Origin of the sequence: Vibrio albus, from assembly GCF_003144035.1 — a bacterium.
Classification (GTDB): domain Bacteria; phylum Pseudomonadota; class Gammaproteobacteria; order Enterobacterales; family Vibrionaceae; genus Vibrio; species Vibrio albus.
The window spans coordinates 547,113-565,032 of the sequence record NZ_QFWT01000001.1 but is presented as its reverse complement, the minus strand read 5'-3'; the positions used below and the strand labels follow the sequence as shown (position 1 = coordinate 565,032).

The following is a 17,920-nucleotide window of genomic DNA, read 5'->3' as shown; positions in this document are numbered from 1 at the left end:
AAGCTAACAAACAAAATAAATGGTGGCTACGACGGGATTCGAACCTGTGACCCCATCATTATGAGTGATGTGCTCTAACCAACTGAGCTACGTAGCCATCAAAATGAGCGAGACAATATAATATAATCTCAACTCGAATAATAGTGATAATTTCAAAAAAATTTCACCATTTAAATAATGGCAGGGCTACCTGGATTCGAACCAGGGAATGGCGGCATCAAAAGCCGCTGCCTTACCGCTTGGCGATAGCCCTACGGAAATATTCAGCGAATATTTCTAAATTATGGTGCGGAAGGAGAGACTTGAACTCTCACACCTTGCGGCGCCAGAACCTAAATCTGGTGCGTCTACCAATTCCGCCACTTCCGCATAATTTCCTGAAAACTCTTTTTCATAAGAAAGAAAAGTACTCAGGAAATGGTGGCTACGACGGGATTCGAACCTGTGACCCCATCATTATGAGTGATGTGCTCTAACCAACTGAGCTACGTAGCCATTTCCTAATTTTCTGTCCTGACGCTAAGTTGTCTCAGTGCCGAGGACGGAGCGCATTATGCGTATATGCAGGAAAAGCGTCAACTGTTTTTTTGAATAAATTGGGTTTTTAAGGTTGTTCGCTTCAATTTTAAACAAAGAGGGCTTTTTGTGATCGAAAAGTGGTAAAAATATGGCTGTGGGGGATTGGGTTGTTTTTGTTTCTTTCTCGTGACGAGTGAGTGAAAAGAATAGAAAGTGGGTATCGGAAGCTGCATGAATACAAGTTTCAAGAGGCTAGAACGCTTCGCTCCTAGAAGTTAGAGACTATAAAAACAAAAAAGCTTACCAATCCAGAAGGGATTGATAAGCTTTTACAGTTTCTAGTTTCTAGTTTCTAGTTTCTAGTTTCTAGTTTCTAGTTTCTAGTTTCTAGTTTGTGTTATTAAACATTAAAGCGGAAGTGAACGACATCACCATCTTTAACGATGTAATCTTTTCCTTCCAGACGCCATTTACCGGCTTCTTTTGCACCGCTTTCACCGCGATACTGAATAAAGTCGTTATAACCGACAACTTCAGCACGGATAAAGCCTTTTTCAAAGTCAGTGTGGATCTTACCGGCAGCCTGAGGTGCTGTTGCTCCGACAGGAATAGTCCAGGCGCGAACTTCTTTTACACCAGCGGTAAAGTAAGTTTGCAGTGCCAGCAGTTCATAACCAGAGCGAATAACCCGGTTCAGGCCTGGTTCTTCGATGCCCATGTCAGCAAGAAATTCTTCACGATCTTCATCGTCCAGTTCAGACAGTTCAGATTCAATCGCAGCACAAACCGGAACTACGACAGCGTTTTCATGTGAGGCGTGTTCACGAACCATGTCCAGGTATGGGTTATCTTCAAAGCCGTCTTCATTTACGTTGGCAATGTACATGGTCGGTTTTAGCGTCAGGAAGTTCAGGTAGCCAACTGCTGCCAGTTCTTCTTTTGCCAGTTCGACACTACGAGCCATTCCGCCTTCAGTCAGTACCGGAAGCAGTTTTTCCAGTACCGTGATTTCGAACTTAGCGTCTTTGTCACCGCCTTTGGCACGTTTTGCCTGACGCTGAATAGCGCGCTCACAGGTATCCAGATCGGCCAGAGCCAGTTCCAGGTTGATGATTTCGATATCTTCCAGAGGGTGAATTTTACCTGCAACGTGAACGATGTTTTCATTCTCAAAACAGCGAACAACGTGACCAATCGCGTCAGTTTCGCGGATGTTTGCCAGGAATTTGTTACCTAAACCTTCACCTTTAGAAGCACCGGCAACCAGACCTGCGATATCAACAAACTCCATAGTGGTTGGCAGTACACGCTGTGGGTTTACGATTTCAGCCAGTGCATCCATGCGAGGATCAGGAACCGGAACCACACCTGTATTTGGCTCGATAGTACAGAAAGGGAAGTTGGCTGCTTCGATGCCAGCTTTTGTTAGTGCGTTGAACAGAGTTGATTTACCAACGTTTGGCAGACCAACGATGCCACATTTAAAACCCATGATTATAAACCTTATTCTGCTTTGAACGTATGTAAGCGATTTTGTGCTTTTGTCAGGCCATCTTTAAGAAGAATGTCGATGCTGCGAACGGACTCGTCCACGACGGCATCCAGACACTCCTGCTCTTTGGCCGGTGCTTTACCCAGCACATAGCCAGAAACCCTGTCTTTATGTCCCGGGTGGCCGATGCCAATCCGAAGACGGTAGAAATCTTTATTGTTTCCAAGTTTGCTGATGGTGTCTTTCAGACCATTATGCCCGCCGTGACCTCCACCTTTTTTGAACTTGCCAACACCGGGAGGAAGATCCAGCTCATCATGAGCGACCATAATCTCTTCCGGTTCGAACTGGTAAAACTTAGCCATAGCGGCAATGGCCTTACCTGACAGGTTCATAAACGTGGTCGGGATCAACAGGCGGAGATCGTGTCCGTTCACCATGAGGCGGCCGGTTAGCCCGAAGAACTTTGCTTCATTTTTCAGTGTGACATTATGCACACGGGCCAGTTCCTGAACGACCCATGCCCCCGCGTTATGGCGAGTTCTGGTGTACTCAGGTCCAGGATTAGCCAGACCAACAAGAAGTTTAATTTGCTGACTCAAGGTTGGAATCTCTCTTGGAATATCAAAAAGCGCCGTATAGTAGCACAAAAATGTGATGAAGAGTACAGATTACAGAGTGGGTGCGAACACCATGAAGGGGACCAACGTCCAGATGATTTCCTGTATTCTGGAAGCGAAGCGCTCTGTACTCTTTTCATTAAAAAATAAAAAAGCTTTCATTAAAAAACAAAAAAGCTCACCACCCTTATAAGGGGTAGCAAGCTTTTTTCGTCTTAATCTGGTCTCTGTTAGTGGTTAAACACTTATTAGTGATTAAACATCGCAGAAACAGACTCTTCGTTGCTGATACGGCGGATAGCTTCAGCCAGCATAGTAGACAGAGTTAGCTGTGTTACTTTTCCTGTTGCTGCCATTTCTTTAGACAGAGGGATAGAGTCAGTTACGATAACCTGATCCAGCACAGAGTTCTTGATGTTCTTCGCTGCATTACCAGAGAATACCGGGTGAGTCGCGTAAGCAAATACACGCTTCGCACCACGTTCTTTCAGAGCTTCAGCGGCTTTACACAGAGTACCGCCGGTGTCGATCATGTCGTCAACAATCAGGCAGTCTCGACCTTCAACTTCACCGATAAGGTTCATCACTTCTGATACGTTGGCACGAGGGCGACGTTTGTCAACGATAGCGATATCAATGTTGTTAAGTGCTTTGGCTGTTGCACGGGCACGAACAACACCGCCAAGGTCAGGAGAAACAACGACCGGAGACTCAAGGTCACGGTTCATCATATCTTCAAGCAGTACCGGAGTACCGAAGATGTTGTCTACAGGAACATCGAAGAAGCCCTGAATTTGTTCTGCATGCAGATCAATAGTCAGTACTCGGTCTACGCCAACGTTAGACAGGAAGTCGGCAACGACTTTTGCTGTAATTGGCACACGGGCAGAGCGTACGCGACGATCTTGACGTGCATAACCGAAATATGGGATTACAGCTGTAATACGGCCTGCTGAAGCACGGCGCATTGCATCAATCATCACTACCAGCTCCATCAGGTTATCGTTAGTTGGGGCACAGGTTGATTGGATGATGAATACATCGCTACCACGAACATTTTCGTTAATTTGTACTGCAATTTCTCCATCAGAGAAACGGTCAACAGTAGCATCACCAAGAGAAATGTATAGACGATCAGCAATACGTTGGGCTAGTTCAGGTGTTGCGTTACCAGCAAATAGCTTCATATCAGGCACGGTGGAAACCTCAGGTTTGCGTCCAGTTTTTAAAAAGAGTGGCTAAGGGACTAAGTTTAGCAGCGAACTTTGTATTGCGCTGCGTATTCAGTCAGTGTCTCATACAGGGGGGAAATATTCTTGCCCTGTGCGATAAAAGCAGAGACATTGTCAGAGAGCATTGCACGGGTGTCTTGTGCGTCTTTTTGCGTATTAAACACTGAAAAAACGCAGGATCCGGTGCCCGTCAATCTTGACGGCGCGTATTGTAGCAGCCATGAAAGTTGCTTATCAACCTCTGGATAGAGCATTCTCACGATTTTTTCGCAATCGTTTTCCTGTGATCCAGATAACAGCTCCTGGAGAGGGCGTTTTGGCGAGTTTCTGGTCAGATCCGGGTGAGTAAAAATATCGGCAGTAGAAATGCTGACATCGGGACGAACCACCAGGTACCATTTCTCTTCCGGCTCAGATTTTACCAGTTTTTCCCCTACACCTTCAGCAAAAGCGGCAAAACCTCTGACAAATACAGGGACATCTGCGCCCAGTTTGAGACCTATTTCGGCTAAATCATCATCACTCAGGCCGGTTTGCCATAAAAAGTTGAGAGCGACGAGTGTGGTCGCTGCATTGGAAGAGCCACCACCAATGCCTCCCCCCATAGGAAGTATCTTGTCCAGTTCAATATGTGCGCCATAGTGACAGCCTGATTTTTCCTGTAGTGCATTCGCCGCTTTCCAGATCAGGTTGTCTTTCAGCGGTACCCCTTTAATCTCAGGAGTCAGGGTTATGCTCCCACTGTTATTCGCGGTAATAGCAAGCTTGTCGCCGTAATCGAGAAACTGAAACAGGGTTTGCAGATCGTGGTAACCGTTATCTCTTCGTCCGGTAATATAGAGGAACAGGTTCAGTTTTGCCGGTGAAGGCCAGTAGGTGGTATCCGTTATCATCCGTTAAGAGTCCATTTTGAGATCACAATTTTCAGGGTGAAGTCGCTTTGGGTAAGCTGCATTTTATAAGGTAATGGAATCGCACCAAACTCCGCGCTACTCACGGTTTGATAGCTGAGGTACTGCATTTCCCAACGCTGTAATCCGGTTAGTTTATTGAGAGTGGCAACCGTATTGGTATCATTCAGGGTAAAATTGTCCGCAGCAGTCGGCAGGCCTTTTATCCAGTCCTGCATATAGGTGATGGGTAGCACCAGTCCCGTTAACTGATAAACCAAAGCGTTCGGACTAGGGTGGCGATAGACTTCTCCGTCACTGGTGACCGCTTTCGCACCTTCCGGTGTTATTGTCAGGTTGAGTACGGTCTGCCCCAGAAAAGACGTCAGACGAAGCTGGCTTGCTTCCGGAGTGCGGTTCCAGGTGAAATTCAGACTTTGACGCTGATCCGGAGAAAGGTAGCCCAGTTTGCCTCTGAGCTGATAATTCTGGATACTCTCCAGCCGCTGGCGGTGTGGTTCAAACTGAACGTTTAACTGAGATTCTTCAGGAACTGACTCACATCCAGCGAGGTAAAGCGTTGTGAAAATGAGCAGAAGAAGCTGGTTGAATGTTTGTGACAGACTGGGCTTAAGCATTGTTGGTCGTTCTTTGTTCATCTGAGGGGTTTATAGAGCAAACTATACCATTTTAGTCCTTAACACTATAAAACAAATCCCTTCCGCTCTTTTATTACTCATGACCATCAAGTAAAATTTAGGGCTTATTAATATTCCAGATTGAGAACTCCGAGTTAATGTCCTTGCTTGCCATCGGTATCAATCACAATACTGCATCGGTTGAGTTGCGTGAGAAAGTCGCTTTTTCCCCTGAAAAACAAACAGAGGCTCTTAAGCAACTGAAAGCCAACCCAGATATCAGCGGTAGCGTGATTGTATCTACCTGCAACAGAACAGAGATTTACTGCGATGCAAACATTGCGGATAAAAAGCAGGTCGTAGAGTGGCTGGCTTCCTTTCATCAGGTTCCTATTGATGAATTGGCATCAAGTTTGTATTTGCATGAAGACCAGAAAGCCGTCCGCCATCTGATGAGGGTGGCTTGTGGGCTCGATTCTCTGATCCTGGGAGAGCCGCAGATCCTCGGGCAGGTGAAGCAGGCTTACTTTTCCGGCCGGGCTCACCAGACCGTGGATGGTCTGACGGAGAAATTGTTTCAGAAAATATTTTCGGTAGCCAAAAGGGTAAGAACGGAAACAGAAATTGGCGGTAATGCGGTATCTGTCGCCTATGCGGCCTGTACGCTTGCCCGGCAGATTTTTGAGACTCTGGAAAACTCAACCGTTTTGCTGGTTGGGGCCGGAGAAACTATCGAGCTGGTAGCCAGACACTTATCGGACAGTGGCTGCCATAAAATGATTGTTGCAAACCGGACTCGTGAGAGGGCGCTCGAACTGGCCTCTGAGTTTGGTGCTGATGTCATCAGTTTGCCTGAAATTCCGGAACATATGCACAAAGCAGATATCGTCATCAGTTCCACAGCCAGCCCTTTGCCGATCATCGGGAAAGGGATGGTGGAAAGCGCATTAAAAGCACGCAGACATCAGCCTATTCTGTTAATCGACATTGCGGTTCCACGGGATGTGGAGACTCAGGTCGGGGAACTGAATGATGCTTACCTGTATACAGTGGATGATTTGCAATCTATCGTTCAGCAGAACCTGGAACAACGGAAAGTCGAAGCAGTACAGGCAGAAGCCATCATCGATGAAGAAAGTGACGCCTTTATGAACTGGCTGCGTTCTCTTCGGGCTGTCGACAGTATTCGCGAGTACCGAAGTTCAGCGAACCATATCCGTGAAGAGTTAATCGAAAAAAGTCTGCAGGCGTTATCTTCAGGCAGCGATCCGGAACGTGTGTTACTGGAGCTGAGCAACAAACTGACGAATAAACTGATCCATGCTCCGACCAGAGCATTGCAAAGTGCTGCGGAACAGGGAGATTCAGAAAAATTATCTGTCATCAGACAGAGCCTTGGTCTGGACGACCTCTAACCTAATTTAAGAAGACGTATGAAAGCATCTATTTTAACTAAGCTGGAAACCCTTGTAGAGCGATACGAGGAAGTTCAGCACCTCCTTGGTGATCCCGATGTGATTGGTGATCAGGAAAAATTCCGTGCATTATCGAAAGAGTATTCGCAACTGGAAGAAGTGACCAAATGCTTCCAGGCTTATCAGCAGGCACAGGAAGACCTGGCAGCCGCCCAGGAGATGGCGAACGAAGATGATGAAGAAATGCGTGAAATGGCGCAGGAAGAAATCAGCGAAGCTCAGGCGTTAATTGAAAAACTGACGGACGAGCTGCAAATCCTGTTGCTGCCGAAAGATCCAAACGATGAGCGCAACTGCTTCCTTGAAATCCGTGCCGGTGCTGGCGGTGATGAAGCGGGTATCTTTGCGGGCGATCTGTTCCGTATGTACAGCCGCTATGCAGAAAAGCAGGGCTGGCGCATTGAAGTCATGAGCGCGAATGAATCTGAGCAGGGCGGTTATAAAGAGATGATCGCGAAAGTGGTTGGTGATGGTGCGTACGGCATTCTGAAATTTGAATCAGGTGGTCACCGTGTGCAGCGCGTTCCTGCCACGGAATCTCAGGGGCGTGTACATACCTCTGCCTGTACCGTGGCGGTAATGCCGGAGATCCCGGAGGCTGACCTGCCGGAAATTAAAGCTGGCGATCTGAAAATTGATACCTTCCGCGCGTCAGGTGCCGGTGGTCAGCACGTTAACACCACGGATTCGGCTATCCGGATCACCCACTTACCGACAGGCACCGTGGTTGAGTGTCAGGATGAGCGTTCCCAGCATAAGAACAAAGCCAAAGCGATGTCCGTTCTGGCGGCTCGTATTATTCAGGCAGAAGAAGCCCGCCGTGCCGCTGAAGTGTCAGATACCCGTCGTAATCTGTTAGGTTCCGGTGACCGAAGCGACCGAATTCGTACTTATAACTATCCGCAGGGACGGGTTTCTGACCATCGGATTAACCTGACGCTTTACCGTCTGTCGGAAGTGATGGAAGGTGATCTGCAGTCTCTGGTGGATCCGGTGCTTCAGGAGCATCAGGCTGATCAACTGGCAGCATTAGCTGAACAGAACTAACCGAATGGCTGATAACCAGACTATGCCGTGCATCGAAGATGCTCTGAAAGCCGCTATCACAGAGTTGCAAAGTAGTGGCAGTGAATCACCGTCTCTGGATGCTGCGGTATTGCTTTGCCATGTATTGGATAAGCCGCGCAGCTACCTTCTGACCTGGCCTGACAGACTTCTCACTGCCGAGCAGTATCAGGCGTTTCAGGCTGTTTTAGCCCGCAGAACGGCTGGTGAACCCGTTGCTTATATTACCGGAGAACGGGAATTCTGGTCACTGCCGTTAAAGGTTTCGCCTTCTACGTTAATCCCCCGTCCAGACACAGAAAGGCTGGTGGAATTAGCTCTGGACAAAGCGCCGTCGGTACCGGCATCTATTCTGGATCTTGGAACCGGAACGGGAGCCATTGCATTGGCGTTGGCATCAGAGCTTCCGGATTGTCAGGTGGTTGGCGTGGATATCCGTACGGAAGCCCGGCAACTGGCAACGGAAAATGCACAAAACCTTCATTTGACTAATACCCGTTTCCTGAATGGCAGTTGGTTTGACCCTATAGAAGGTGGAACGAAGTTTGCTTTAATAGTGTCGAACCCGCCATATATTGACAAACATGATCCACACCTGAGTCAGGGTGATGTTCGCTTTGAGCCTGTCAGTGCACTGGTTGCCGAAGAAAAAGGTCTGGCAGATATTCGCCATATTGCGACTCTGGCCAGAGGATATCTTCAACAGTCAGGCTGGCTGCTGTTTGAACATGGATATGAGCAGGGGGAAGCCGTGCGTGAGCTGATGAAAGAGCTTGGCTATCAGCATGTAACCACTGAGCAGGACTACGCCGGTAACGATCGAGTGACCCTTGGTCAGTTAAAGTGATAGACGGATTAAGATGTATGTTTGAATTGTTTGATGAAGATTTAGACAATATGGAACTGGTGGAAGGGGCACTGGCACTGAACCGTGCGATTGACTTCGACACCAATGTACACTGGGCAGAACAGGAACTTGCCCGGTTGCTGAAAGAAGCAGAGCTGTATCTGGCGCATGAAGCCGATCAGGAACAGAAGTTTGAATCCTTTTTGCGCCTTTTTTATCAGGAGTGGCAGTTTACCGGAGATAATGACGCCTACTTTTCCTCAGACAATGTTTTTATTGATAAGGTTCTGGAACGGAAAAAAGGTATTCCTGTCAGTTTGGGCTCTTTACTGTTGTACCTTGGCCGAAAACTGGGATTTCCTGTTGAAGGTGTCGCTTTTCCTACTCAATTTTTGATTAAAGTATGCTGGCAACATAAAAATCGGCCAAGTTATATCAACCCATTTGATGGCGAGTATGTTGCAGAACACATTCTGCACGCCTGGCTGATCGGTCAGGAAGGACCGTTGGCAAAACTGGAGCCGAAGCACCTGAAATCGGCTGATCATCCGACGTTGATCGGACGCTGGCTGGCGATTATGAAAAGTGCCTTGTTGCGAGAAGAGCGTTATACGCTGGCTCTGAAATGTACTGATCTGGCGCTGACGTTTGTACCGGATGACCCGTATGAAATACGTGACCGTGGTTTTATCTACCAGCAACTGGATTGCCTGCAGGTCGCAAAATCAGATTATCAGTTTTTTATTGACCAGTGTCCGGATGATCCGGGAGCTAAACTGTTAAAGCTTCAGGTGAATGCGCTGAATGAAACTTCAATAACGATCCACTAATAAATAGAGAGAACAACATGGAACAGAAAACCGTGCATATCGGTGATATTCCGGTAGCAAACGACAAACCTTTCACCCTGTTTGCCGGAATGAATGTACTGGAGTCACGTGATCTGGCAATGCAGATTTGCGAATACTACGTAAAAGTGACCGATAAGCTGGGCATTCCCTATGTATTTAAGGCTTCTTTTGACAAAGCTAACCGCAGTTCTGTTCACTCTTATCGTGGTCCGGGTCTTGAAGAAGGGATGAAAATCTTTCAGGAGCTGAAAGACACCTTTGGTGTAAAAATTATTACTGATATCCACACCGAAGCCCAGGCTCAGCCTGTTGCTGATGTGGTTGATGTGATTCAGCTGCCGGCATTTCTGGCTCGTCAGACTGATCTGGTTGAAGCGATGGCGAAAACCGGTGCGGTGATTAATGTGAAAAAACCACAGTTTATGAGCCCGGGTCAGGTTGGCAATATCGTCGAAAAATTCGCTGAATGTGGTAACGAGCAGGTGATTCTTTGTGAGCGCGGCTCTTGCCATGGTTACGATAACCTGGTCGTGGATATGCTGGGCTTTGGTGTGATGAAAAAGGTCTCTAACGGCAGCCCTATTATCTTTGATGTAACCCATTCACTGCAGATGCGTGATCCAACCGGCGCGGCATCGGGTGGTCGTCGGGAGCAGACGGTTGAACTGGCAAAAGCCGGTCTGGCAACGGGTATCGCTGGTCTGTTTATTGAAGCGCATCCGGATCCGGATAATGCGCGTTGTGATGGCCCATCAGCATTGCCTCTGGACAAGCTGGAGCCATTCCTGACGCAGATGAAAGCGCTGGATGACCTGATTAAAGGCTTTGCTCACATCGATATCAAGTAACACATTTAAGTTAATAAAATCTGACAATATAGCCGGCCCAACAGGGTCGGCTTTTTTGTGCTTTGCGATTGACATAACATATTAATGCAATGGCAATGAATCAGGTGGAATGCTACCTTACACTAGCTCAACACAAAGTAGAGGATCACCTGAAAAGGGGATCGTAACCATAACAATAAAGATAGGTAAATAGAATGAAGGGACACTTAATTCTGAAAACAGCTCTGAGTGCAGCCGTTATCGCTGTGCTTTCCGGTTGCGCGTCACAGGCTCCGGCATGGGAACAAGATCAAACGTACATACTCACGGTTCTGCACACGAACGACCATCATGGCCGTTTCTGGAACAATAAATACGGTGAGTATGGCATGGCAGCACGTAAGACTCTGGTTGATCAGTTGCGTGAAGAGGTTCGTGCCGAAGGCGGCAGTGTGCTGCTGCTATCGGGTGGGGATATCAATACCGGGGTACCGGAATCAGACCTTCAGGATGCTGAGCCTGACTTCAAGGGTATGAACAGACTGGGTTATGATGCCATGGCGCTGGGTAACCATGAGTTTGACAATTCTCTGGCTGTACTGGAGAAGCAGATGCAGTGGGCTAACTTCCCGATGTTATCCGCAAATATCTATGATAAGGCAACAGGCAAGCGCAAGTATCAGGCTTATCAGATGTTTGAAAAACAGGGTATCAAAATTGCTCTGATTGGTCTGACAACCGAAGACACGATGAAAATCGGTAACCCGGAATATATCAGTACACTGGACTTCCGTGATCCGAAAGAAGAAGCGAAAAAACTGATTGCTGAAATCAAGGAAACAGAAAATCCAGATCTTATTTTTGCTGTGACACATATGGGTCACTATGCCAATGCAAATAGCGGAGTAAACGCACCCGGTGATGTCGCACTTGCCCGTTATCTTGACGAAGGCGATCTGGATATGATTGTTGGCGGTCACTCTCAGGAGCCTGTCTGTATGGAAGGCCCGAATATGTACGACAAAAATTTCAAACCGGGAGACGATTGTAAACCTGACAGTCAGAACGGTACCTGGATTGTACAGGCTCACGAATGGGGTAAGTATGTTGGCCGCGCTGATTTTGAATTCAGAAACGGCGAGCTTAACATGGTCAGCTATGACCTGATCCCGGTTAACCTGAAGAAAAAGATCAAAGTGAACGGCGAGAAGAAAAGGGTCTTCATAGAGAAAGAAATTCCACAGGATCCGGAAATGAAGGCTTTCTTGCAGCCGTATCAGGAACGTGGTCAGGACCAGCTGAATGTTAAAATTGCTTCTATCAATGACCGGCTGGAAGGTGAGCGCAATATTGTTCGTTTCCAGCAGACAAATCTGGGACGCCTGATTGCTACTGCACATATGGAGCGGGCCAAAGCTGACTTTGCTGTGATGAACTCTGGTGGTGTCAGGGCGTCTATCGATGCCGGTGACGTGACTTATAAAGATGTACTCACGGTTCAGCCATTTGCGAATGCACTGACCTATACCGATATGAAGGGCAGTGAAGTTCTGGATTACCTGAATGTTGTGGCAACCAAACCGGTTGACTCCGGCGCTTATGCCCAGTTTGCCGGTATCTCCATGACGGTGCAGGGTGACAAGGTGAGTGATGTGATGATCGGTGGCAAGGCGCTGGATAAAGACGTGATGTATCGCTTTACCGTACCAAGCTTTAATGCCGCAGGCGGGGATGGTTACCCTAAACTGACCTCCCATCCAGGCTATGTGAATACTGGTTTTGTGGATGCAGAGGTATTGAAAGCTTACCTTGAAGCACACTCACCTCTGGATGTGAGCCTGTATCAACCTGCTGGTGAAGTCGTCTATAAATAGACTTGCCTGTATAAAACAAAAGGCATAGATTAGGGCGGTACTTAGGTTTTACTTAAGTATCGCCTTGTAGTTTTGGAAAGAAAAAAGATGACACCTGCAATTAATCTCGCGAAAAAGAAAAAAATTCCCCATACCGTGCATCAGTATCAGCATGATCCGAACTGTAAGAGTTATGGTCTGGAAGCGGCGGAAGTGCTGGGGCAGGACCCGACCCGTGTGTATAAGACTCTGCTGTTTTGTGTTAACGGCGAACCGAAAAATCTGGCAGTAGCGATTATTCCGGTGGCGGAAAAGCTAAACCTGAAAGCTGCTGCAAAAGCGTTTAAAGCGAAAAAGGCCGAGATGGCGGATCCAGACATTGCCCAGAAAACGACCGGTTATGTCGTGGGGGGCATCAGCCCGTTGGGACAGAAAAAATCACTGCCGACTTATATTGATATAACGGCTGAACCTCAGCAAACCATTTGTGTTTCTGCCGGGAAAAGAGGACTGGAAATCGAACTCGCGCCAAAGGATTTAGCTGCTCTGACACGAGCTCAGTTTGTACCTTTGACGGCTTAACCTTTTTTCAGGCTAAGTGTTCCGCCAACCCGTGGTTTATTCGCCGGTTTATTTGAATTCGGTTTTCTGTCAGTTTTGCGTACGTCATTGTTGGCCTGCGCCCGGCCTTTCGAAGGAGCACGACGAAACTCGTCACCACCTCTACCTTTAAAGGTTTTGTGTTTCTGATTACGTCTGGCTTTTGAATCTTTGTTTTCTTCGCGACTGTCGAACAGCTTCGCATCGGTTGCTTTTCTGATCTGGCGGCCTTTACTGTCTACCTTAGAGGCTTCTTCCGTTCCGCTGGAGCCTTCGCTCATGCGTAAAATCTCAGCCACTTCGTCATCAGTCAGGTAGCGCCATTTACCATTAGGGATCCCATCGATGGTGATGTTCATGATACGTACCCGGCGCAGTTTAAATACCTCATAGCCCAGGGCTTCACACATACGGCGGATCTGACGGTTAAGGCCTTGTGTCAGTACAATGCGGAAAGAAAACTTAGTCTCTTTAGTGACCTTGCACGGCAGAGTTGTGGTATCCAGAATCTTAACGCCGGAGGCCATCTGCTTGAGAAATTCAGGAGTAACCGGTTTATCGACCCGTACTACGTATTCTTTCTCGTGATTGTTACCTGCCCGGAGGATTTTATTAACGATATCACCATCATTAGTCAGAAAGATCAGACCGTCAGAAGGCTTATCCAGGCGACCTATCGGGAAAATACGTTTCTTATGGCCGATATAATCAACGATATTACCCGGGACGTCTCTTTCGGTCGTACAGGTAATACCCGTCGGCTTATTTAAGGCGATATAAATGGGCTTTTCTTTCTTCCGGAGAGGCTGTCCGTCGACCAGGACTTCGTCTCCGGGCTGAACTTTAGTTCCCATTTCCGGAACAGAACCATTAATAGTCACCCGGTTTTGTTCAATGAGTCTGTCCGCTTCACGGCGGGAACAAAAACCCGTTTCACTGATAAATTTATTAAGGCGGGTGGTTTTTGGTGTTTGTGTCATGTTGTTCTCTCTAACGTTTCACAACGGCTGGTGATGATTAAAATTTGAGTATGGTGCTAGGCCATACGTTTCTGGTGTTTTTCCCGGTTTTCTAATTTCTTTTCGGCACTCTTTCTCAGTAATACATAAACGGCTCCGGTACCGCCATGGTAGCGTTGAGCACTGTGAAAACACATCACATCTTTGATCTGTTTTAACCAGGCTGAAGTATAACTTTTCATCAATGCCGGTGGGTTAGAGCGCTCACCCTTACCGTGTACGATAATCACCGTGCGGATATCCATGCGCAGACACTGGCGGAGAAAGTTAACGATTTCATCACGGGCTTCTTCCAGGCTCTTTCTGTGCAGATCTAACCTGGCCTGCACCGGGTACTTGCCCAACCGGAGCTTCCGGTATACCCCATCCTGAACTCCGTCCCGTTTGAACTCGATGAAGTCTTCAGGCTTGACCATTGGGGCATTATCTAAGGAAAGGTATTCCGGGTCTTCTTCTGACAGCCAGATGGCTGCTTCCTGTCGGGCAAGCTGGGCATCGGTAACCTGATGGACCTTGTCGTGCTGAGCGGTATCCTGCTTGATGGGTTTTACGTCTCCCATCATTTGCTGAAACAGCTGTAGATCGTCATCGTGAGACATAACTTCATCTCATGTTAGTGCTGAATAAACTAATTATACCCGTATTTATAAGTCTCAGAAACAACGAAAATACACAGTGTAATGAAGGATTGGCTGATCCGGGCAAAGAAAACCGGAGCAAACAATCTGTCCACTCCGGAGCAATAGGTTGGGGTTGTACTACATTGTTCGTTAAAAGTTCACAACCCTGACTATTACTTAAGCGATCTAGTGAGGAGATTTGTCACACGTCGCCTTAACAACCTGAGCTGGTAAAGCGAAGAAGACAGGGACACAATATTACGTAGTAACTCATCGGATGTTGATCTGGGTCAATTTTTACAAATTGGTTAAAAACGGGTGTTCATTGTTGTGTTTTTTATCACATTTCAGCTGATTTTGAACGCAAAGTGAGCATTTGAACTTTAATCATAAAAAAGTGCAGAAAATCCCTTGCGTCTTTGTCCATAATCCGTAATATACGCATCCGTTCCCGGTGAGTAGCAAAGCTCTCAACCTTGGAATCTTCTCGGTGAATAGCGCAGCTTGGTAGCGCATCTGGTTTGGGACCAGAGGGTCGGGGGTTCGAATCCCTCTTCACCGACCATTTTCAGAAAGCCTGTCCTTGTGACAGGCTTTTTTGCGTTTGTAGTTTTGTATATTGGATTTGTTACCAGAGGGTCGGGGGTTCGGCCATTCCTTGAAACACGCTCTTCACCGACCACCTTAAAGAAACCCGTCCATAGTGACGGGTTTTTTGCGTTTGTAGCTGAAATCTCTCTTCTATAATTCACAATCAACAGGTTCGGATTTGGATAGCCGGTTTATGCTAAACCCTTTCTTTCGCAGCAGGTCGATCAGGTTTTGTGGGCCGACCAGGTGCATTGCGCCGACGGCAACGGTGTATTTGCCCGGCTTAGTGAGAAAGGCCGGATCATCCAGTTTCTCTGCCCAGTTCTGATTTCTTGTATAGATAAAGCGTTCTGTCAGTTCTGTCTCTATTTCGCTTTCATCTGCCAGTTGCAGTAGCTGGTGGGAATTTCCAGCCTTCCATGTTTCGAGCAGACAGCGGTTGATTTTCTTATTTCTTTCCCAGTGATTAAGAGTATCAATCAGAAGCACGCGGCCGGTACGGTTATCTTGTGAAAACAGTTGCAGCTGATATCCTGCTGTTTCCAGGCCAAGAATAGAAATATCCTTGCCTAAGGCCAGGTTGGTCAGGTGTTGGTCGATACCATAGTCGGGGCTGAAGCCGAGCTGGACAAATTGAGTGATCTGCAGTGCCAGAGCACTTTGCCAGGACGGGCGATCCAACAACATCGGAACAGGAAGAGATAATTCATCGGCAATGTCAGAGAGCCGTTTTTTCTGCTGTTCGTTCAGAATATCTCTGGTCATTTCTGTTGTTGTATAAAACTGAGGGTCGGCAACATCAGAAAGGTTGATTTCAGTGATCAGTGCCTGACTGTGATGTAAGTGATCAATGATAGTTTCCGGGAGTGGGTACATATCTGGGGTACCCATATGAATAGAGCCGAAGATAAGAAGTTCGTGCGCGCCCTTTTCGGCCTTCCAGTATAAAGGCTCGGCCAGAGCATTCTGAATAAAAAATAACGAACATAAAAAAAGAGAAGCGGTGATTTTTTTACACATAACCATCAAGAATTCTGTTATTAGATTGAGAGCGTGCGGGCTCTTGCAGTTTTGCCCAAAACAGGAGGTGAAAGATAAACACGTTGTATTCACTCTACCAGATTTCTGGCTGACTTCCTGTTTTAAACTTTGTAGTGCATCGAATAATGTTACTTAGTTTTCACTGGTTACTACTCTTAATGAGAGGCGATACGCTGGTTGTAGAATTGCTATAGGGTGGTAAAATACCGCCACTTTTGCCCGTATCTGTGCGGTTTCTCTGCAAAATAAAAATTTAAGGTAATTCAAATGACGGTTAAAACTCGTTTTGCTCCTAGCCCGACTGGCTATCTGCACGTTGGTGGTGCGCGTACCGCACTGTACTCATGGCTTTATGCAAAAAATCAGGGTGGTGAATTTGTTCTGCGTATCGAAGACACTGACCTGGAGCGCTCAACTCAGGAAGCGGTAGATGCCATTCTTGAAGGCATGGCGTGGATGGGACTGGAATGGGATGAAGGCCCATATTACCAGACAAAACGTTTTGATCGTTACAACGAAGTCGTTGATCAGCTTCTGGCAGAAGACAAGGCTTACAAATGTTATGCCTCGAAAGAGCTGTTGGATGAGATCCGTGGTGAGCAGGAAGCGAATAAAGAGACACCTCGCTATGATGCGAATCATCCTAAAATCAAAGCGGTAAACGAAGCGGCGAAAGACGGCGACCCTTGTGTTATCCGTTTCCGTAACCCGAAAGAAGGCACTGTCGTTTTTGATGACCAGATCCGTGGCCGTATTGAGATTTCGAATGAACAGCTGGATGATCTGATTATCCGTCGTACCGATGGGTCACCTACTTATAACTTCTGTGTTGTGGTGGACGACTGGGATATGGGCATCACTCATGTTGTTCGTGGTGAAGACCATATCAATAACACCGTTCGTCAGATCAACATTTATGAAGCGCTGGGTGCACCTATTCCGACGTTTGCTCACTGTGCAATGATTCTGGGTGATGATGGTGCCAAGCTGTCTAAGCGCCACGGTGCGGTTTCTGTAATGCAGTATCGTGATGAAGGTTACCTGCCTAATGCACTGAATAACTATCTGGTTCGTCTGGGCTGGTCTCATGGTGATCAGGAAATCTTCTCTCGTGAAGAAATGATTAACCTGTTCAGTCTGGATGCGATTTCTAAATCAGCCTCGGCATTCAACACTGATAAGCTGCTATGGTTGAACAACCACTATATCAAGACGTCTGATCCTGAATACGTGGCGGAGCACCTTCAGTGGCACCTGGATGAACAAGGCATTAACAAAGACAATGGCCCAGCCATTACAGAAGTGATTAAACTGGTTGGTGAACGTTGTAACACTCTGGTTGAACTGGCACAGCAGTCTCGTTATTTCTACGAAGATTTTGACGCGTTCGATCCTGCTGCAGCGAAGAAGCATCTGCGCGGCGTGGCAAAAGGTCCTCTGGATCTGGCGCTGAGCAAAGTGGAAGCTCTGAGTGACTGGACAACAGAAAACCTTCACAACGTCATCAAAGAAGTGTGTGAAGAGCTGGAAATCGGCATGGGTAAAATCGGCATGCCTCTGCGTGTTGCAGTGACGGGTGGCGGTCAGTCACCTTCAGTTGATGCTGTTATGCAATTGGTAGGCAAAGAGCGCGTGATTGCCCGCATCAAGATGGCTCTTGAGTTTATTGCTGAGCGTGAAGCGAATGCACAATAAATTTTTATTTTATTAACATTTATATAAAAATCCCGCTGGCATCAG

The 17,920-nt window shown here is 47.1% G+C and carries 16 protein-coding genes and 5 tRNA genes; 9 read left to right on the top strand and 12 right to left on the bottom strand.

The genetic code is table 11. From position 1 onward, the window contains the following. Positions 1-20: 20 nt before the first annotated feature. From DI392_RS02505 to lolB, 9 genes are all read right to left on the bottom strand, one after another. A tRNA-Met gene (locus DI392_RS02505) sits at positions 21-97 on the bottom strand. Positions 98-178: 81 nt separating this feature from the next. Continuing rightward, positions 179-253, bottom strand: a tRNA-Gln gene (locus DI392_RS02500). A 31-nt stretch (positions 254-284) separates the two neighbouring features. Continuing rightward, positions 285-369, bottom strand: a tRNA-Leu gene (locus tag DI392_RS02495). Positions 370-418: 49 nt separating this feature from the next. Then, positions 419-495, bottom strand: a tRNA-Met gene (locus DI392_RS02490). A 424-nt stretch (positions 496-919) separates the two neighbouring features. Continuing rightward, positions 920-2,011, bottom strand: a complete 1,092-nt coding sequence (gene ychF / locus DI392_RS02485) for a redox-regulated ATPase YchF (protein ID WP_109318319.1) — start codon at positions 2,009-2,011, stop codon at positions 920-922. Positions 2,012-2,022: 11 nt separating this feature from the next. After that, positions 2,023-2,613, bottom strand: coding sequence for an aminoacyl-tRNA hydrolase (gene pth, locus DI392_RS02480; RefSeq protein WP_109318318.1), 591 nt, complete (start codon positions 2,611-2,613; stop codon positions 2,023-2,025). A 266-nt stretch (positions 2,614-2,879) separates the two neighbouring features. Further along, positions 2,880-3,827 (bottom strand): ribose-phosphate pyrophosphokinase, encoded by a 948-nt coding sequence (locus DI392_RS02475; RefSeq protein WP_109318317.1) that lies wholly within the window; start codon positions 3,825-3,827, stop codon positions 2,880-2,882. Between the two features lie 56 nt (positions 3,828-3,883). After that, positions 3,884-4,756 carry a 4-(cytidine 5'-diphospho)-2-C-methyl-D-erythritol kinase gene (ispE, locus tag DI392_RS02470; RefSeq protein ID WP_109318316.1) on the bottom strand — a complete coding sequence of 291 codons (873 nt, stop codon included), beginning with the start codon at positions 4,754-4,756 and terminating at the stop codon, positions 3,884-3,886. Beyond that, complete coding sequence (gene lolB, locus DI392_RS02465) at positions 4,753-5,391, bottom strand: lipoprotein insertase outer membrane protein LolB (RefSeq protein ID WP_109318315.1); 639 nt, start codon at positions 5,389-5,391, stop codon at positions 4,753-4,755. The genes ispE and lolB overlap by 4 nt, the downstream gene beginning before the upstream one ends. 158 nt (positions 5,392-5,549) lie before the next feature. Between lolB and hemA the strand changes: the two genes are divergently transcribed. From hemA to ybaK, 7 genes are all read left to right on the top strand, one after another. Continuing rightward, a complete protein-coding gene (gene hemA, locus DI392_RS02460; protein ID WP_109318314.1) occupies positions 5,550-6,806 on the top strand; it encodes a glutamyl-tRNA reductase in 1,257 nt (418 codons plus the stop codon). An 18-nt stretch (positions 6,807-6,824) separates the two neighbouring features. After that, entirely contained in the window at positions 6,825-7,913 is a 1,089-nt protein-coding gene (gene prfA / locus DI392_RS02455; protein ID WP_109318313.1) for a peptide chain release factor 1, read from the top strand. 4 nt (positions 7,914-7,917) lie between these two features. Further along, positions 7,918-8,778 (top strand): peptide chain release factor N(5)-glutamine methyltransferase, encoded by an 861-nt coding sequence (gene prmC / locus DI392_RS02450; RefSeq protein ID WP_245883903.1) that lies wholly within the window; start codon positions 7,918-7,920, stop codon positions 8,776-8,778. A 17-nt stretch (positions 8,779-8,795) separates the two neighbouring features. Continuing rightward, positions 8,796-9,608: a SirB1 family protein gene (locus DI392_RS02445; RefSeq protein WP_109318312.1), complete on the top strand. Its 813-nt coding sequence runs from the start codon at positions 8,796-8,798 to the stop codon at positions 9,606-9,608. A 17-nt stretch (positions 9,609-9,625) separates the two neighbouring features. Then, positions 9,626-10,477, top strand: coding sequence for a 3-deoxy-8-phosphooctulonate synthase (gene kdsA / locus DI392_RS02440; RefSeq protein WP_109318311.1), 852 nt, complete (start codon positions 9,626-9,628; stop codon positions 10,475-10,477). A 194-nt stretch (positions 10,478-10,671) separates the two neighbouring features. Beyond that, positions 10,672-12,330 (top strand): bifunctional UDP-sugar hydrolase/5'-nucleotidase UshA, encoded by a 1,659-nt coding sequence (gene ushA, locus DI392_RS02435; RefSeq protein ID WP_109318310.1) that lies wholly within the window; start codon positions 10,672-10,674, stop codon positions 12,328-12,330. A gap of 87 nt (positions 12,331-12,417) precedes the next feature. Then, positions 12,418-12,891 (top strand): Cys-tRNA(Pro) deacylase, encoded by a 474-nt coding sequence (gene ybaK / locus DI392_RS02430; protein WP_109318309.1) that lies wholly within the window; start codon positions 12,418-12,420, stop codon positions 12,889-12,891. On the opposite strand, the gene rluF is transcribed toward ybaK, so the two are convergent. Continuing rightward, positions 12,888-13,889: a 23S rRNA pseudouridine(2604) synthase RluF gene (rluF, locus tag DI392_RS02425; protein ID WP_109318308.1), complete on the bottom strand. Its 1,002-nt coding sequence runs from the start codon at positions 13,887-13,889 to the stop codon at positions 12,888-12,890. The genes ybaK and rluF overlap by 4 nt on opposite strands. A gap of 56 nt (positions 13,890-13,945) precedes the next feature. Beyond that, entirely contained in the window at positions 13,946-14,527 is a 582-nt protein-coding gene (gene smrA / locus DI392_RS02420; RefSeq protein ID WP_109318307.1) for a DNA endonuclease SmrA, read from the bottom strand. 509 nt (positions 14,528-15,036) lie between these two features. On the opposite strand from smrA, the gene DI392_RS02415 reads away from it, so the two are divergent. Then, positions 15,037-15,113 (top strand) — tRNA-Pro (locus DI392_RS02415). A gap of 176 nt (positions 15,114-15,289) precedes the next feature. Here the strand turns inward: DI392_RS02415 and DI392_RS02410 are convergent. Next, a complete protein-coding gene (locus DI392_RS02410; RefSeq protein ID WP_109318306.1) occupies positions 15,290-16,165 on the bottom strand; it encodes a TraB/GumN family protein in 876 nt (291 codons plus the stop codon). 282 nt (positions 16,166-16,447) lie between these two features. On the opposite strand from DI392_RS02410, the gene gltX reads away from it, so the two are divergent. After that, positions 16,448-17,875, top strand: coding sequence for a glutamate--tRNA ligase (gltX, locus tag DI392_RS02405; protein WP_109318305.1), 1,428 nt, complete (start codon positions 16,448-16,450; stop codon positions 17,873-17,875). The last annotated feature ends 45 nt before the right edge of the window (positions 17,876-17,920 follow it).

Coding starts and splice junctions, on each gene's coding strand:
- rluF (WP_109318308.1), bottom strand. CDS start 13,889: ATGACACAAACACCAAAAACCACCCGCCTTAATAAATTTATCAGTGAA.
- ychF (WP_109318319.1), bottom strand. CDS start 2,011: ATGGGTTTTAAATGTGGCATCGTTGGTCTGCCAAACGTTGGTAAATCA.
- smrA (WP_109318307.1), bottom strand. CDS start 14,527: ATGTCTCACGATGACGATCTACAGCTGTTTCAGCAAATGATGGGAGAC.
- ispE (WP_109318316.1), bottom strand. CDS start 4,756: ATGATAACGGATACCACCTACTGGCCTTCACCGGCAAAACTGAACCTG.
- gltX (WP_109318305.1), top strand. CDS start 16,448: ATGACGGTTAAAACTCGTTTTGCTCCTAGCCCGACTGGCTATCTGCAC.
- kdsA (WP_109318311.1), top strand. CDS start 9,626: ATGGAACAGAAAACCGTGCATATCGGTGATATTCCGGTAGCAAACGAC.
- ybaK (WP_109318309.1), top strand. CDS start 12,418: ATGACACCTGCAATTAATCTCGCGAAAAAGAAAAAAATTCCCCATACC.
- lolB (WP_109318315.1), bottom strand. CDS start 5,391: ATGCTTAAGCCCAGTCTGTCACAAACATTCAACCAGCTTCTTCTGCTC.
- DI392_RS02410 (WP_109318306.1), bottom strand. CDS start 16,165: ATGGTTATGTGTAAAAAAATCACCGCTTCTCTTTTTTTATGTTCGTTA.
- prfA (WP_109318313.1), top strand. CDS start 6,825: ATGAAAGCATCTATTTTAACTAAGCTGGAAACCCTTGTAGAGCGATAC.
- ushA (WP_109318310.1), top strand. CDS start 10,672: ATGAAGGGACACTTAATTCTGAAAACAGCTCTGAGTGCAGCCGTTATC.
- prmC (WP_245883903.1), top strand. CDS start 7,918: ATGGCTGATAACCAGACTATGCCGTGCATCGAAGATGCTCTGAAAGCC.
- hemA (WP_109318314.1), top strand. CDS start 5,550: ATGTCCTTGCTTGCCATCGGTATCAATCACAATACTGCATCGGTTGAG.
- DI392_RS02445 (WP_109318312.1), top strand. CDS start 8,796: ATGTTTGAATTGTTTGATGAAGATTTAGACAATATGGAACTGGTGGAA.